Below are 15,111 nucleotides of genomic sequence, written 5' to 3'. Positions count from 1 at the left end.
CGGGTCAGTCGGCCTGGAGGAGCAGTCCCAGGACGCCGCCGTAGATGATGTGCACCACGACCGCGACCGCGGGGGTCTGGACCCCGTAGTTGAGGGCGAACAAGCCGGGCGGCTCCAGCACCGCCGTGCTGGCCGGGCCCGCCCGCTGCGAGGCCATGCGCGGGTGGACACCCGGAAGCAGTGGCAGGAGCACCGTCAGCGCGATCCCGACGTGGAGGCTCCCGATCAGCGCCCCGATCCACCAGGTGGCGCGGTGCAGCAGGGCGAACATCGCCGCGTAGCCGAGGGCGAAGCCCTGGCCGGCGCAGAGGTGCATGAAGAACCCGACGACCCGGGCCCGGTCGGGATCCTCGGTGACGAGGGTGCCGAGCACCAGGGGAATGTCGAGGCGGGTGAGGCCGGCCAGTTGCGCGGTGATCAGCGCCGCGGTGAGCGCCACGGTGGCGACCAACCCGAACAACGCCCATCCGGCCCAGTCCATGTCAGCGGTTGTCGACGCCGCGACCGCGCAGACTCAGGCGTGCTTGTGGGACGGTGAGCCGGGCGCGTCGACGTCGGCGCCCTTTCGCACGGCTCTGCATCGTCTGCCTCCCAGCTGCTTCACAACCCCCTGGCCGCCACGACAGCCCAGCACATCACCGATCACGCACCGGCGTGCCGCAAACCGCCATAAATCAAAGAAATCCAGGCGTACGCCCGCAGCCGTCCCGGCTGCGAGCCCGGCCCAGACGGCTGTCGTGCCGCCGCAGGCGTCCCCGGGCTGACCGGCCCGGAGGTCGCCGACGAGACGGACGCCTCCTCCTATCGGCCCTCGCGCACGAGCGTCTGGCCGGCCTCCGCGAAGGCGCGGACGCGGGCAGTGGCACCGTCGGCGCGCCAGAGCAGGCCCCACTGCAGGGGCTGCGCGTCGCGCAGGTGCACGTACGCCACGTCGGGGCGGGCGTAGTAGCGCCTGGCGTTGGCGCCGAGCCCTACGCCCTCTACATGTTCGGCATACCCACCGACCCGGCCCGCGCCGAAGCCGTCACCACCAGGCAACGCGCCCTCGCCGACGCGCTGCCCACCAGCGGCCGCAAGCCGTTCACCCTGCTCAACCCGAGCGAGACCGTCGCCGACGCCTTCAACCCCGACGTGGTGAACCGACTCCGCGACGTCAAGCACCGCCACGACCCGCACGACATCTTCCGCGCCAACTTCCCGGTGACGGGCTGAGGGAGAATCCCGCTTTCGGGTGTACGCCGTCGGGGCGACACCCGCCGGCACAGGGGCTCCAGCCCGGCGGGATCGCCGCCGGGCCGGAGCCGTCGAGGAGCCCTGGCGGTGTCAGCCGGTGCGGACGAGCTGCCACTGCTGGTTGGCGCCGTTCCAGTCGGCGTACTGCACGATGTTGGCGCCGTCGTTCGTGGCGGCGCCCTGCACCTCCACGGCCTTGCCGCTGTGCCGGCTGACCAGGCGGACGTAGCCGCCGGAGTCGGCGACCCGGAACTGCTGGTTGGCCCCGTTGTGGTCGGTCCACTGGACGATGGCGGCACCGTCGGCGGTCGACCAGTTGTACACGTCGAGGACCTTGCCCGAGTGCCGGGACCTCAGCCGGTGGTAGCCGCCGCCGGAGTCGACGAACTGCCACTGTTGGTTGGCCCCGTCGTTCCGGGTCCACTGGGTGATGCGCGCCCCGTCGGCCGTGGCCGACCCGTACAGGTCCAGCGCCTTTCCACTGTTCCGGTTCACCAGCACGTACCAGGCGTTGGGGTCGATGGGCCCGGGGTTGCCGGTGCCGGCGTTGAGGGCGTCCAGGGTGGCGGTGTACGCGGGCTTCCTGGCGCCGTTGGCGTCGAAGAGCAGGGGATTGTCGTCCCGCCAGGAGTCGCTGTCCCGGACTCCCCAGACGGTGATCCCGGTGCAGCGGGCGACGGCCAGGCAGGCCCGGGTGACGGCGGCGTAGATGCCGGCCTGGTTGGCGCCCTGCGCGACGTCGAGTTCGGTGATCTGGACTTCGACGCCGAGGTCGGCGAAGCGCTGCAGGTTGGCCTGGTAGTCGCCGGGCAGGGTGGTGCCCAGGTGCGACTGGAAGCCGACGCAGTCGATGGGTACGCCGCGGGCCTTGAAGTCGCGGACCATGTTGTGGACGGCGGTCGACTTCGCGTTGACGCCGTCGGTGTTGTAGTCGTTGTAGCAGAGCCTGGCGCCGGGGTCGGCGGCGCGGGCCGCGCGGAAGGCGGCCTCGATCCAGTCGTTGCCGGTGCGCTGGAGGTTGGAGTCGCGCCTGGCGCCGCTGCCCCCGTCGGCGAAGGCCTCGTTCACCACGTCCCACGAGTGGATCCGGCCCCGGTAGTTGCCCGCCACCCGGGTGACGTGGTTGATCGCGGCGTTGCGGAGCGCGCCGCCGGAGAGGTTCTGGGCCCATCCCGGCTGCTGGGCGTGCCACAGCAGGGTGTGGCCGCGCACCGACATGCCGCGGGACTGTGCGTGGTTGACGATCCGGTCGCCGTTGCCGAAGGTGAAGACGCCCTGCTGGGGCTCGGTGGCGTCCCACTTCATCTCGTTCTCGGCGACGACCGAGTTGAACTCGCGGTCGAGGATGGTGACGTACTGGCTGTCGGAGAGGCGGTGCGCGGCGACCGCGGCGCCGAAGTAGCGACCCTTCTCCGCGGCCGACGCCCCGAGGGTCGTGCCGGCGGCGGCGGGGCTGGGCGGGGCGACCAGGGGGGCGAACAGGGCCGCGGCGGAGAGCAGCGCGAGGAGCGCGCGCCTCGGTCGAGACCGCCGGTGCGGTCGGGCTGGTGGTGTCACGGTGGCTCCCGGTGTCGTGGGGAACGGGCGGGTTGTGCGGGTCAGCGCGTCCGGAGGCTGGCTGGCTGACGGTGGGAAGTCCCGGAGCTGCCGTGGGAGCGCTAACATAGATGCGCGTAACGGTGCCAGAATGCGTCGCCTTCATCAAGGGCTTCCCGTCGTCAGCCCCGAGGCGGGGGATCGCCCCCCGTCTCCTGCCGGCCGTGTCTTGACGCTCCTCTATGTGAGCGTTAACACTAGGGGCGCTGTCGAGTGGAGGTGGTCATGAGCGGTGTGGGCGGTGCCGACGAGCGGTACGTGGTCGGGGTCGACTTCGGCACCCTATCCGGCCGGGCCCTCGTGGTCCGGGTCGGCGATGGCGCGGAGCTCGGGACCGCGGTGCACGCGTACCGCCACGGCGTCATCGAGTCCGCCCTGCCGGACGGCGGGCCGGCGCTGCCCCCCGGCTGGGCGTTGCAGGATCCGGAGGACTACCGGGCCGTCCTGCGTCACGCCGTGCCGGCCGCGCTGGCCGCCGCCGGCGTCGCACCGTCCCAGGTGATCGGCATCGGCACCGACTTCACCGCCTGCACCGTCCTGCCGACCCTCGCCGACGGCACCCCGCTGTGCGAGATCCCGGCCCTGCGCCACCGGCCGCACGCCTGGGTGAAGCTGTGGAAGCACCACGCCGCCCAGCCGCACGCCGACCGGATCACCGCGCTGGCCCACGAGCGGCGCGAGCCGTGGATCGGCCGGTACGGCGGCAGGATCTCCGCCGAGTGGCAGTTCGCCAAGGGCCTGCAGATCCTCGACGAGGACCCGGAGACCTACCGGCGCGCCGACCGCTTCATCGAGGCGGCCGACTGGATCGTGTGGCAGCTCTGCGGCACCGAGACCCGCAACGTCTGCACCGCCGGCTACAAGGGCATCCGGCAGGACGGCCGCTACCCGTCGCAGGAGTACCTGAGCGCGCTCGACCCGGCCTTCGCCGATTTCGTGACCAAGCTGGACGGTCCGCTGCTCCCCCTGGGCGGCCGCGCCGGCGGCCTCAGCGCCCGGGCCGCCGCCTGGACCGGCCTGCCGGAGGGCATCGCCGTCGCGGTCGGCAACGTCGACGCGCACGTCACGGCCGCCGCGGCACAGGCCCTGGACCCCGGCCGGCTGGTCGCGATCATGGGCACCTCCACGTGCCACGTCCTCAACGGCGGCCGGCCCGCCGAGGTGCCCGGCATGTGCGGTGTCGTCGACGGCGGTGTCAGCCCCGACGCGTGGGGTTACGAGGCCGGCCAGAGCGGTGTCGGCGACATCTTCGGCTGGTTCGTCAACCACGCCGCGCCCGCCGGCGTGGACTCGCACGAACGGCTGACCGAGCTGGCCGCCGCCCAGCCCGTCGGCGCGCACGGCCTGGTGGCGTTGGACTGGTGGAACGGCAACCGCTCCCTGCTGGTCAACCACGACCTCAGCGGCCTGATCGTCGGGATGACGCTGGCCACCCGGCCGCAGGACGTCTACCGGGCGCTGCTGGAGTCCACCGCGTTCGGCACCCGGATGATCATCGAGGCGTTCGTCGACGCCGGGGTGCCGGTCACCGACCTGGTGGTGGCCGGCGGTCTCACCTCGAACCGGCTGCTGATGCAGATCTACGCCGACGTCACCGACTGCCCGCTGGGCATCGTCGGCTCCACCCAGGCGCCCGCGCTCGGGTCGGCCATCCACGCGGCCGTCGCCGCCGGGGCGTACCCGTCGATCCACGAGGCGTCGGCAGCGATGGGCCGGGTACGCGAGGCGGCCTACCGGCCGGACCCGGACAACGTGCGCGCCTACGACGCCCTCTACGCCGAGTACCGCGCGCTGCACGACCACTTCGGTCGCGGCGGCAACGACGTCATGCTCCGCCTGCGAGCGATCCGCAACGCCGCGCTCGACGCGACCGCGACGCAGGCCGACACGCTCCTGGAGGTGGCCGGATGACCGGCGACACGGCTCGACAGGTGGCCGGGCTGCGGCACACCGTCGCGCGCCTGCACGGCGCGCTGACCCGGTACGACCTGGTGGCCTGGACCGCCGGCAACGTCTCCGCGCGGGTCCCCGGCCGGGACCTGATGGTCATCAAGCCCAGCGGCGTCGACTACGACGACCTGACGGCGGACGGCATGGTGGTCTGCGACCTCAACGGCAACGTCGTCGACGGGACCGGAACCCCGTCCAGCGACACCGCCGCCCACGCCTACGTCTACCGGGCGATGCCCGAGGTCGGCGGCATCGTCCACACGCACAGCGGATACGCCACCGCCTGGGCGGCCCGGGGCGAGGCAATCCCGTGCTGGCTGACCGCCCAGGCCGACGAGTTCGGCGGGGAGATCCCCGTCGGGCCGTTCGCGCTGATCGGCGGGGACGCGATCGGCAAGGCGATCGTCAGCACCCTGTCCGGGCACCGTTCGCCCGCCGTGCTCCTGCGCAACCATGGCGTCTTCACCATCGGCACGGACGCCCGCGCGGCCGTCAAGGCGGCGGTGATGTGCGAGGACGTCGCCCGCACCGCGCACCTGGCCCGCGCCCTGGGCCAACCCGTTCCGATCGCGCCGGCCGACATCGACTCGCTGCACGACCGCTACCAGAACGTCTACGGGCAGCGCCCGGGCTGAGCGCCGCGCGCACCTCCCGACCCCGACACCGCTCGTCCGACACCGCCGGTCTCGCACCACCCCACCACCTCAGCCGCGCACTGTGCCCCCGGGCCCGGTCCGGCTCGCCCGATCCCGAGGAGAAAACCGATGAGAACCAGGAGAACGACGCGCACCATCGTCACGGCCCTCGCCGCCGTGCTGCTCGCGAGCAGCGCCGCGGCCTGCGGCAACAGTGACACCGGCGGGGACCCCGGCGGTGGCGACGACAGGATCACCCTGGGCTTCTCCCAGGTCGGCGCGGAGAGCGGATGGCGGACGGCGAACACCACCTCGATCAAGGAGGCCGCGGCCGAGGCGGGAATCGAGCTGAAGTTCGACGACGCCCAACAGAAGCAGGAGAACCAGATCAAGGCGATCCGGAACTTCATCCAGCAGAAGGTCGACGTGATCGCCTTCTCGCCGGTGGTGGAGTCCGGCTGGGACACCGTTCTCAAGGAGGCCAAGGACGCGGGGATCCCGGTGATCCTCACCGACCGCGCCGTGGACTCCGCCGACAAGTCGCTCTACAAGACCTTCCTCGGGTCGGACTTCGTCAAGGAGGGCCGGCTGTCCGGGGAGTGGCTGGTGGCGAACACCGCGTCGGCGACCGGGCCGGTCAACATCGTCGAGCTGCAGGGCACGACCGGCTCCGCGCCCGCGAACGACCGCAAGAAGGGCTTCGCCGAGGCCATCGCCGCCAGTCCCAACCTCAAGATCGTCGCCTCCCAGTCGGGTGACTTCACCCGCGCCGGCGGCAAACAGGTGATGGAGCAGTTCCTCAAGGCCAACCCGGACATCGACGTGCTCTTCGCGCACAACGACGACATGGGCCTGGGCGCGCTCGAAGCGATCACCGCAGCCGGCAAGACGCCCGGCAAGGACATCCTCATCATCACCATCGACGCGGTGCGGGACGGCATGCAGGCCCTCGCGGACGGCAGGTTCAACTTCATCGCGGAGTGCAGCCCGCTGCTCGGGCCACAGCTCATGGACCTGGCGAAGAAGGTCCACGCCGGCGAGGAGGTGCCGGCCCGCATCGAGACGCAGGAGACCACCTTCACGCAGCAGCAGGCCAAGGAGGCGCTGCCCGACCGCAAGTACTGACCGCCGCCGGGGCCGCCGTCGATCCCGACGGCGGCCCCGACACATCGCTGGTTTCCGTACCGATGCCGTCGAAGAGAAGGTGTGATGGGATGACGGGTAGCCGTCCGGTCCTGACCATGACCGGGATCAGCAAGTCCTTCCCGGGGGTCCGCGCACTCCACGACGTCGACTTCCGGCTCTTCCCGGGTGAGGTCCACGCCCTGATGGGCGAGAACGGCGCCGGCAAGTCGACCCTGATCAAGGTGCTGACGGGCGTCCACGACATCGACGCGGGCACCGTCACCCTCGCCGGTGAGCAGACCGCCTTCACCGGCCCGATGCAGGCCGCCGCCGCCGGCGTCAGCACCGTCTTCCAGGAGGTCAACCTCTGCACCAACCTGTCGGTGGCGGAGAACATCTTCATCGGCCGGGAGCCGCGGCGGCTCGGCGCCGTCCGCTGGGGCGAGGTGCGCCGGCGGGCGCGGGCGCTCCTGGCCCGCCTGGACCTCGACATCGACGTCTCCGCGCCCCTGGGGTCGTACTCGCTCGCCGTGCAGCAGATGATCGCCATCGCCCGGGCGATCGACGTGCGCGCACGGGTGCTCATCCTCGACGAGCCGACCTCCAGCCTGGACGCCGTCGAGGTCGCCCAGCTGTTCCGGATCATGCGGCAGCTGCGTGACGAAGGCATCGCGATCCTCTTCGTCACGCACTTCCTCGACCAGGCGTACGGGATCGCCGACCGAATCACCGTGCTCCGCAACGGCAGGCTCGTGGGGGAGTACCGCACCGAGGACCTGCCGCAACTGAGCCTCGTCGAGAAGATGATCGGCAAGGAACTCGACGTCCTGGAGCGCATCGACCAGCAGCCCAGGCGGGCGGTCGCCGCCCGGACGGCGGGGACCCCGCTGGTGGAGACGTCGGATCTGGGCCGCAGGGGCGCCGTCGCCCCGTTCAGTCTGCGCATCCACTCCGGCGAGGTGGTCGGGCTGGCCGGCCTGCTCGGCTCCGGCCGCACCGAGGTGGCGCGGCTGCTGTTCGGCGCCGACCGCGCCGACGCCGGCCACGTGACCGTCGACGGCACCCGGGCGCCCCTGCGGACCCCGGTGCAGGCCATCGAGCGCGGCATCGCGTTCTGCTCGGAGAACCGGCGGGCGGAGGGCATCGTGCCCGAGCTGTCGGTCCGGGAGAACATGATCCTCGCGATGCAGGCCGCGCGCGGCTGGGCGCGGCCCGTCCCGCGCCGCCGTCAGGACGAGCTGGTCGAGAGGTACGTCAAGGCGCTGGGCATCCGGCCGGCCGATCCCGACGTGCCGGTGCGCAACCTCTCCGGCGGCAACCAGCAGAAGGTGCTGCTGGCCCGGTGGTTGATCACCGAACCGCGGCTGCTGATCCTCGACGAGCCCACCCGGGGCATCGACATCGGCGCCAAGGCCGAGATCCAGAAGCTCGTGGTGGAGCTCTCCGGCGGGGGCACGGCGGTGCTGTTCATCTCCGCCGAGCTGGAGGAGGTGCTGCGGCTGAGCCACCGGGTCGCCGTCATGCGCGACCGGACGATGGTCGCCCAGCTCGACAACGACGACACCCTCGACGCCGAGCGCGTCATGCAGACCATCGCCAACGCGACCGGGAGGAGGTGAACCGATGAGCGCGGTCACCGACCGTCTCCGCCGGCCGGCCGGACACCGGCTGTTCTGGCCCGCCCTCGTGCTCGTCTGCATGATCGTCGCCAACACGGCCTACCGGCCCGGCTTCCTCGCCGTCGAGGTCAACGACGGGCACCTCTACGGCACACCGATCGACATCCTGCGGCTGAGCGCACCGTTGATCCTCGTCGCCCTCGGCATGACCCTCGTCATCGCCACCGGCGGGATCGACCTCTCCGTCGGCTCGCTCTGTGCCATCAGCGGCGCCGTCGCCTGTCTCCACATCAGCCGGTCGCCCGACCAGAACAGCCCCTCCACGGTGCTCACCGCGCTCGCCCTGGCCCTCGGGGCCGCGCTCGTGCTCGGCGTGTGGAACGGGGTGCTGGTCGCCGTCATCGGCATCCAGCCCATCATCGCCACGCTGATCCTGATGGTGGCAGGCCGGGGCCTCGCCCAGCTGATCACCGAGGGGCAGATCATCACGATCAACTCCGGGCCGTACCGGGCGATCGGGGTCGGGCACGTCCTGACGCTACCGCTCGCGATCTTCATCGCACTCGCGGCGGCCCTGCTCGTCGCCGCGCTCACCCGCCGCACCGCCCTCGGCCTGATCGTCGAGTCCGTCGGCGGCAACGCCGAGGCCAGCAGACTGGCCGGCATCCGCTCGCGCCGCGTCGTCTTCCTGGTGTACGTGGTCAGCGCCGCCTGTGCCGCGCTCGCCGGCTTCATGGTCACCGCGAACGTGTCCAGCGCCGACGGCAACGCCGCCGGGCTCTGGATCGAACTCGACGCGATCCTCGCGGTGGCGATCGGCGGCACCTCCCTCGCCGGCGGACGGTTCTCCCTCGGCGGCACGGTCCTGGGCGCGCTGATCATCCAGACCCTCACCACCACGGTGTACGCCATGAACATCTCGCCGCAGACGTCGCTGCTGTTCAAGGCGGTCGTCGTCATCGCCGTCTGCCTCATCCAGTCGCCCGGGTTCCGTGCCCGGTTCCGACGCCGCCGCAGCCGCGCCGCGCCCGGCCCGGCGGCACCCCAGCGGGAGAAGGAGCAGGTGCCGGCATGAGCAGCGCCTCCGTGACCACCGGCCGCGTCTGGCGACCCCGCCTGCCCCGCCGGCACCTCCCGGTCCTGGCCACCCTCGCCCTGCTGCTGGTCATGTACGGCATCGGCGTGTCGCAGTACCGGGCGTTCTCGAACGTCCAGGTCGTCTTCAACGTCTTCATCGACAACGGGTTCCTGCTCGTCGTCGCGGTCGGCATGACCTTCGTGATCCTCACCGGCGGCATCGACCTGTCGGTCGGCTCGGTGGTGGCCATGACCGCGATGGTGTCGGCCGCCCTGCTCCAGAACGGGCTGCCCGCGACCGTGGTGCTCGTCGTCGCGCTGCTGATCGGCCCGGTGCTCGGGTTCCTGATGGGCTGCGCGATCCACTTCTTCGACATCCAACCCTTCATCGTCACCCTCGCGGGAATGTTCTTCGCCCGGGGCATGTGCACGTTCATCAGCGACGCGTCCGTCCCCATCACCGACGGCTTCTGGACAGCCATGTCGCAGAAGCGGATCGGCGACCCCGCCGGGAACTTCGTGTCGATCAGCGTGCTGATCGCGTTCGCGGTGGTGCTCGTGGCCGCGTACGTGCTGGCGTACACCCGCTTCGGCCGCACCGTGTACGCCGTCGGCGGCAACCCCCAGTCCGCGCTGCTGATGGGTCTGCCGGTCGGCCGCACCCGGATCGCCGTCTACACGGTCAGCGGGCTGTGCTCGGCCATCGGGGGAATCCTGCTGTCGTTCTACACGCTCTCCGGTGCCCCGCTGATCGCCGTCGGCATGGAGCTCGACGTGATCGCGGCCGTCGTCATCGGGGGCACCGTCCTCACCGGCGGGTCCGGCTACGTCTTCGGCACCGTCCTCGGCGTCCTGGTGCTGGGTGTCATCCAGACCCTGATCACGTTCGACGGCAGCCTCAACTCCTGGTGGACCAAGATCGTGATCGGCGGTCTGCTCTTCGCCTTCATCCTGCTCCAGCGCCTCATCGGCATCCGCTTCAAGTGACCGCCCCTACCGGGAAGGCAACAGCATGGCAAGTCACCCCCAGCCCGAGGTCTGGTTCCTCACCGGCAGCCAGGGCCTGTACGGCGAGGAAACCCTCCGGCAGGTCGCCGACCAGTCCCGGCAGATCGCCGCGCAGCTCGACGCGTCCCCGGACATCCCCGTCCGGGTGGTCTGGAAGCCGGTCCTCACCTCCAGCACCGACATCCTCGCGGCGTGCCGGGACGCGGCCACCCAGGGAGCGGTCGGGGTGATCGCCTGGATGCACACCTTCTCCCCGGCGAAGATGTGGATCGCCGGGCTGGACGCCCTGCGGACACCACTACTGCACCTGCACACCCAGGCGAACGTCCTGCTGCCGTGGGACGACATCGACATGGACTTCATGAACCTCAACCAGGCCGCCCACGGCGACCGCGAGTTCGGGTACATCCAGACCCGGCTCGGCGTCGCCCGTAAGACCGTCGCCGGCCACGTCACCGACCCCCGGGTCGTCGGTCGGGTCGGTGCCTGGGCCCGTGCCGCCATCGGCTGGTCGGCGGTGCGATCGCTGCGGCTGGCCCGGTTCGGCGACAACATGCGCGACGTCGCGGTGACCGACGGTGACAAGGTCGAGGCGGAGCTGCGCTTCGGGGCGTCGGTCAACACCTACGGCGTCAACGACCTCGTCGCGGTGGTCGACGAGGTCACCGACGCGCAGGTCGACGAGCTGGTCAAGGAGTACGACGACACCTACCGGGTCGACCCCCAGCTGCGGCCCGGCGGCGCGCGGCACGACTCCCTGCGGTACGCCGCGCGCCTGGAGACCGGCCTGCGCGCGTTCCTGGACGAGGGCGGCTTCCGGGCGTTCACCACCAACTTCGAGGACCTCGGTGGCCTGCGTCAGCTCCCCGGGATCGCCGTGCAGCGCCTGATGGCCGACGGGTACGGCTTCGGCGGCGAGGGCGACTGGAAGACCGCCGTCCTGCTGCGGCTGCTCAAGGCGGCAGCGGTCGGCGTCGACGGGGGCACCTCCTTCATGGAGGACTACACCTACGACCTCACCCCGGGCCAGGAGCTGGTCCTCGGCGCGCACATGCTCGAGGTGTGCCCGAGCATCGCCGCCGACGTGCCGGACGTGGAGGTCCATCCGCTCGGCATCGGAGGCCGGGAGGACCCGGTACGCCTGGTCTTCGACGCCGCGGCGGGCCCCGCCGTGGTGCTGGGCATGGCGGACCTCGGGGAGCGGTTCCGGCTGGTGGCCAACGTCGTCGACGTCGTGCCGCCGCCGCACCCACTGCGCCGGCTGCCGGTGGCCCGGGCGGTCTGGCGGCCCCGTCCGCACCTGCCCGGCTCGGCGGAGGCGTGGATCACCGCCGGCGGTCCGCACCACACGGTGCTCTCGCAGGCGGTGGGCGTGGAGGAACTGCGCGACCTGGCGGAGATGAGCCGCACCGAGCTGCTGGTCATCGACGCCGACACCGACCCGGGCCGCTTCGCCGACGAACTGCGGTGGAACCAGGCGTACTACCGCCTCGCCCGAGGCTTCTGACCGGGGCTACGACGACGTCCGGCATCTCCTCACCACCGACCCTCCGCGTCGCGGGCCGGACAGGGGTGGCGGCCGCCCGCCCGGTGCCGCCGGTCCCCGAAGGGGCGTCCGTCGCCGGTGCGTGTCGTCCCGGGCGAGCACCCGACCGGCGGTGCGGCCGCGCCGTGGTCACCACCGCAACTGCCGTAGACTGTCGGCGATCCGGCGCCGGCCACTCGAAGACCACGGTGGCGGCCGCCCGGACCCATCGTCCCCTCCAGGCCGCCTTCGTCGACCCACCGGCGCCGTCGTCGAGGGCAGGCGGGAGAGTGAGGTGGCCGTGCGCGGTCCTGCGATGACGGACGTGGCTCGCCTCGCCGGCGTCTCCCACCAGACGGTGTCCCGCGTGCTCAACGGACACCCCAACGTGCGCGAGCAGACCCGGCTGCGGGTCCAGGCGGCGATCGCCGAACTCGGCTACCGGCCGAACCGGGCGGCCCGCGCGCTGGTGACCGGCCGGTCGCAGGTGATCGGCGTGGTCGCGCAGAACACCACCCTCTACGGCCCGGCGTCCCTGCTGGCCGCCCTCGAGCAGGAGGCCGCGGAGGCCGGCTTCGCCGTCAGCGTCGGCAGCGTGCGCGACCTGGACCACCGGTCGATCGCGGCGGCGGTGGAGCGGCATCTGGCTCACCGGGTCGCCGGCATCGTGGTGATCGCGCCGGTCGAGTCGGCGGGGGAGGCCCTGGAACGCCTACCCAAGGACGTTCCGCTGGTCACCGTCGACGGCGACCCGCGCCGGCCGGTGCCGCTGGTGACGGTCGACCAGGTCGCCGGGGCCCGCATGGCCACCCAGCACCTGCTCGACGCCGGGCACCGCACGGTGTGGCACGTGTCGGGGCCGCCGGACTGGTTCGACAGCGCCGGCCGGATCGAGGGCTGGCGGCAGGCGTTGCGGGCGGCCGGTGCCGAGATCCCACCGTTGGTGCCGGCGGACTGGTCCGCGGCGGCCGGCTACCGGTGCGGGCAGATGCTGGCCCGGATGCCGGAGGTCACCGCGGTCTTCACGGCCAACGACCACCTGGCCCTCGGTGTGCTGCGCGCCCTCCACGAGCACGGCCGGCGGGTCCCGGACGACATCAGCGTGGTCGGATTCGACGACGTGCCGGAGGCGGCCTTCTTCATTCCGCCGCTGACCACCGTGCGACCCGACTTCGCCGCGGTCGCCCGGGCGAGTCTGGACCTGCTGCTCGCCCAGATCGACACGGACGCCGCCGACCCGGGGCGGCACACCATCGCGCCGACCCTGATACCTCGCCGCAGCGTCGCCGGCCCGTCGCGCCGCTGAACCGGCGTCGCCGGCCCGCCGTGCGGCTCAACCGGCGTCGCCGGCCCGCCGCGCCGCTGAACCGGCGGTTTCGGGCCCTGCTTCCCCCGGGGTCGGTGCGCCCTCCGGCCGGGCAGCGGTGCTCCACCGCCGGCTGAGGGCGGCGGAGCACCACTTGACTCGCGGCTTGTTATCGTTCACAGTCGATGTCTAAGGGCAACGACGTCTGCGGCGTACCGGGCAGCCCGCTTCGTCACATCTCGGATCAGGTGCACCAGACAGCCGGCGCATGTTGTTAGCGCTAACACAGGCCGGGTCCCGCTGAAGCGTCGCGGTGCACCTGTCGTCGAAGATCGTTTGGTCCGTCACTGGAGGAGGATCATGTTTGCCTTCTGTAGGTCCGCACCGCTCGCGCCGCCGCCGCGCCGGCGTGCCTGGTTGCCACGGGTCGTCGCCGCCGGCGTGACGGCGGTCGTGGTCGGCGTCGCCGCCGCGGCGGTGGTGTCGACGCCGGCCACCGCGGCGACGGTCGACACGAACGCGTGGTACGTGTTGGTCAACCGCAACAGTGGCAAGGCGCTGGACGTGTACAACCTCGCCACGAACGACGGCGCCCGGATCGTGCAGTGGGCGCGCAACGACGGCAGTCAGCAGCAGTGGCAGTTCGTGGACTCGGGCGGTGGCTACTACCGGCTCAGGTCGCGGCTGTCCGGCAAGGTGCTGGACGTCTACAACTGGTCGACCGCCAACGGCGCGAGCATCGTGCAGTGGACCGACCTCAACGGCACGAACCAGCAGTTCCGGTTGGCCGACTCCGACGGCGGCCATGTTCGGCTGATCAGCCGGCACAGCAACAAGGCGGTGGAGGTGCAGGGCGCCTCGACCGCCGACGGCGGAAACGTCGTCCAGTACGACGACTGGAACGGCGCCAACCAGCAGTGGCAACTCGTCCGCGTCGACGGCGGAGGCACCCCCACGACGCCGCCGCCCGGGACCTGCGCTCTCCCGTCGACGTACCGCTGGACATCGACCGGCGTGCTGGCCAACCCGAGGTCGGGATGGGTCTCGCTCAAGGACTTCACGCACGCCCCCTACAACGGCAGGCAACTCGTCTACGCCACCACGCACGACACGGGCACGACCTGGGGCTCGATGAACTTCGGTCTCTTCACGAACTGGTCGGAGATGGGGTCGGCGAGCCAGAACGCCATGCCGTTCGCGGCCGTCGCGCCGAGCCTGTTCTACTTCGCCCCGAGGAACGTCTGGGTGCTGGCCTACCAGTGGGGCGGACCCGCGTTCTCCTACCGGACGTCGACCGACCCGACCAACGTCAACAGCTGGTCGGCGCCCCAGGCGCTCTTCACCGGCAGCATCTCCAACTCGCCCACGGGCCCCATCGACCAGGCGCTCATCGGCGACGACACGAACATGTACCTGTTCTTCGCCGGGGACAACGGCAGGATCTACCGGGCCAGCATGCCCATCGGCAACTTCCCGGGCAGCTTCGGCTCGACCTCGACGGTGATCATGAGCGACTCGACGAACAATCTGTTCGAGGCGGTCCAGGTCTACAAGCTCCAGGGTCAGAACCGGTACCTCATGCTCGTCGAGGCGATCGGCTCGCAGGGTCGCTACTTCCGCTCGTTCACCGCCACCAGCCTGAACGGCTCGTGGACGCCGCAGGCCGCGACCGAGAGCAACCCCTTCGCCGGCAAGGCCAACAGCGGCGCGACCTGGACCAACGACATCAGCCACGGCGAGCTGATCCGCACCAACGCCGACCAGACCATGACCGTCGACCCCTGCAACCTGCGGTTGCTGTACCAGGGGCGTTCGCCGAACTCCGGCGGCGACTACGGCCTCCTGCCGTACCGGCCCGGCCTGCTGACGCTGCAACGATGACGCGCTGACTGTTCCGGGTGGGCCCCAGCGGGCCGAACCGACCCGCTGGGCGCCGGGGGCACGTCGGGAGCGGCCCGCCCCCGGAAAGGGGGCGGCCGCGCGACGGAGGAAGGGGGCGGGGATGCGTCGCCGGGGGGGCCACCCGAAGGGAAGAGG

The 15,111-nt window shown here is 71.6% G+C and carries 13 protein-coding genes; 10 read left to right on the top strand and 3 right to left on the bottom strand.

The annotated features are described in order from the left end of the window. Positions 1-4: 4 nt before the first annotated feature. Positions 5-481 (bottom strand): hypothetical protein, encoded by a 477-nt coding sequence (locus ACWENR_RS09915; protein WP_452276644.1) that lies wholly within the window; start codon positions 479-481, stop codon positions 5-7. 320 nt (positions 482-801) lie between these two features. Next, positions 802-930 (bottom strand): hypothetical protein, encoded by a 129-nt coding sequence (locus ACWENR_RS09910; protein WP_452276643.1) that lies wholly within the window; start codon positions 928-930, stop codon positions 802-804. A gap of 54 nt (positions 931-984) precedes the next feature. On the opposite strand from ACWENR_RS09910, the gene ACWENR_RS09905 reads away from it, so the two are divergent. Further along, complete coding sequence (locus ACWENR_RS09905; protein ID WP_452276642.1) at positions 985-1,212, top strand: hypothetical protein; 228 nt, start codon at positions 985-987, stop codon at positions 1,210-1,212. A gap of 111 nt (positions 1,213-1,323) precedes the next feature. Here the strand turns inward: ACWENR_RS09905 and ACWENR_RS09900 are convergent, their stop codons facing one another. Further along, positions 1,324-2,790 carry an endo-1,4-beta-xylanase gene (locus ACWENR_RS09900; RefSeq protein WP_452276641.1) on the bottom strand — a complete coding sequence of 489 codons (1,467 nt, stop codon included), beginning with the start codon at positions 2,788-2,790 and terminating at the stop codon, positions 1,324-1,326. Between the two features lie 264 nt (positions 2,791-3,054). On the opposite strand from ACWENR_RS09900, the gene araB reads away from it, so the two are divergent. The 9 genes from araB (at position 3,055) to ACWENR_RS09855 (ending at position 14,955) form a co-directional block, all read left to right on the top strand. Then, complete coding sequence (araB, locus tag ACWENR_RS09895) at positions 3,055-4,740, top strand: ribulokinase (protein ID WP_452276640.1); 1,686 nt, start codon at positions 3,055-3,057, stop codon at positions 4,738-4,740. Then, positions 4,737-5,414: an L-ribulose-5-phosphate 4-epimerase gene (locus ACWENR_RS09890; protein ID WP_452276639.1), complete on the top strand. Its 678-nt coding sequence runs from the start codon at positions 4,737-4,739 to the stop codon at positions 5,412-5,414. The genes araB and ACWENR_RS09890 overlap by 4 nt, the downstream gene beginning before the upstream one ends. Positions 5,415-5,543: 129 nt before the next feature. After that, on the top strand, positions 5,544-6,539 hold the full coding sequence (locus tag ACWENR_RS09885) for an ABC transporter substrate-binding protein (protein WP_452276638.1): 996 nt from the start codon (positions 5,544-5,546) through the stop codon (positions 6,537-6,539). Between the two features lie 89 nt (positions 6,540-6,628). Then, positions 6,629-8,158, top strand: coding sequence for a sugar ABC transporter ATP-binding protein (locus ACWENR_RS09880; RefSeq protein ID WP_452276637.1), 1,530 nt, complete (start codon positions 6,629-6,631; stop codon positions 8,156-8,158). A 4-nt stretch (positions 8,159-8,162) separates the two neighbouring features. Continuing rightward, entirely contained in the window at positions 8,163-9,233 is a 1,071-nt protein-coding gene (locus tag ACWENR_RS09875) for an ABC transporter permease (RefSeq protein ID WP_452276636.1), read from the top strand. After that, positions 9,230-10,222 carry a galactofuranose ABC transporter, permease protein YjfF gene (gene yjfF / locus ACWENR_RS09870; protein WP_452276635.1) on the top strand — a complete coding sequence of 331 codons (993 nt, stop codon included), beginning with the start codon at positions 9,230-9,232 and terminating at the stop codon, positions 10,220-10,222. Before ACWENR_RS09875 ends, yjfF begins: the two co-directional genes overlap by 4 nt. Before the next feature lie 25 nt (positions 10,223-10,247). Then, a complete protein-coding gene (gene araA / locus ACWENR_RS09865; protein WP_452276634.1) occupies positions 10,248-11,750 on the top strand; it encodes an L-arabinose isomerase in 1,503 nt (500 codons plus the stop codon). Between the two features lie 334 nt (positions 11,751-12,084). Next, on the top strand, positions 12,085-13,074 hold the full coding sequence (locus tag ACWENR_RS09860) for a LacI family DNA-binding transcriptional regulator (RefSeq protein WP_452276633.1): 990 nt from the start codon (positions 12,085-12,087) through the stop codon (positions 13,072-13,074). A gap of 360 nt (positions 13,075-13,434) precedes the next feature. Beyond that, positions 13,435-14,955 (top strand): non-reducing end alpha-L-arabinofuranosidase family hydrolase, encoded by a 1,521-nt coding sequence (locus ACWENR_RS09855; protein ID WP_452276632.1) that lies wholly within the window; start codon positions 13,435-13,437, stop codon positions 14,953-14,955. The last annotated feature ends 156 nt before the right edge of the window (positions 14,956-15,111 follow it).

It is taken from the genome of Micromonospora sp. NPDC004336 (genome assembly GCF_053602615.1).
Note: the sequence above shows the minus strand (reverse complement) of the source record. Positions and strands in the feature narration are given on the sequence as shown.

Bases quoted from the DNA above. Each gene is read 5' to 3' on its own strand.
- ACWENR_RS09915 (WP_452276644.1), bottom strand. From the start codon at position 481: ATGGACTGGGCCGGATGGGCGTTGTTCGGGTTGGTCGCCACCGTGGCG.
- ACWENR_RS09905 (WP_452276642.1), top strand. From the start codon at position 985: ATGTTCGGCATACCCACCGACCCGGCCCGCGCCGAAGCCGTCACCACC.
- araB (WP_452276640.1), top strand. From the start codon at position 3,055: ATGAGCGGTGTGGGCGGTGCCGACGAGCGGTACGTGGTCGGGGTCGAC.
- ACWENR_RS09890 (WP_452276639.1), top strand. From the start codon at position 4,737: ATGACCGGCGACACGGCTCGACAGGTGGCCGGGCTGCGGCACACCGTC.
- ACWENR_RS09885 (WP_452276638.1), top strand. From the start codon at position 5,544: ATGAGAACCAGGAGAACGACGCGCACCATCGTCACGGCCCTCGCCGCC.
- ACWENR_RS09880 (WP_452276637.1), top strand. From the start codon at position 6,629: ATGACGGGTAGCCGTCCGGTCCTGACCATGACCGGGATCAGCAAGTCC.
- ACWENR_RS09875 (WP_452276636.1), top strand. From the start codon at position 8,163: ATGAGCGCGGTCACCGACCGTCTCCGCCGGCCGGCCGGACACCGGCTG.
- yjfF (WP_452276635.1), top strand. From the start codon at position 9,230: ATGAGCAGCGCCTCCGTGACCACCGGCCGCGTCTGGCGACCCCGCCTG.
- araA (WP_452276634.1), top strand. From the start codon at position 10,248: ATGGCAAGTCACCCCCAGCCCGAGGTCTGGTTCCTCACCGGCAGCCAG.
- ACWENR_RS09860 (WP_452276633.1), top strand. From the start codon at position 12,085: ATGACGGACGTGGCTCGCCTCGCCGGCGTCTCCCACCAGACGGTGTCC.
- ACWENR_RS09855 (WP_452276632.1), top strand. From the start codon at position 13,435: ATGTTTGCCTTCTGTAGGTCCGCACCGCTCGCGCCGCCGCCGCGCCGG.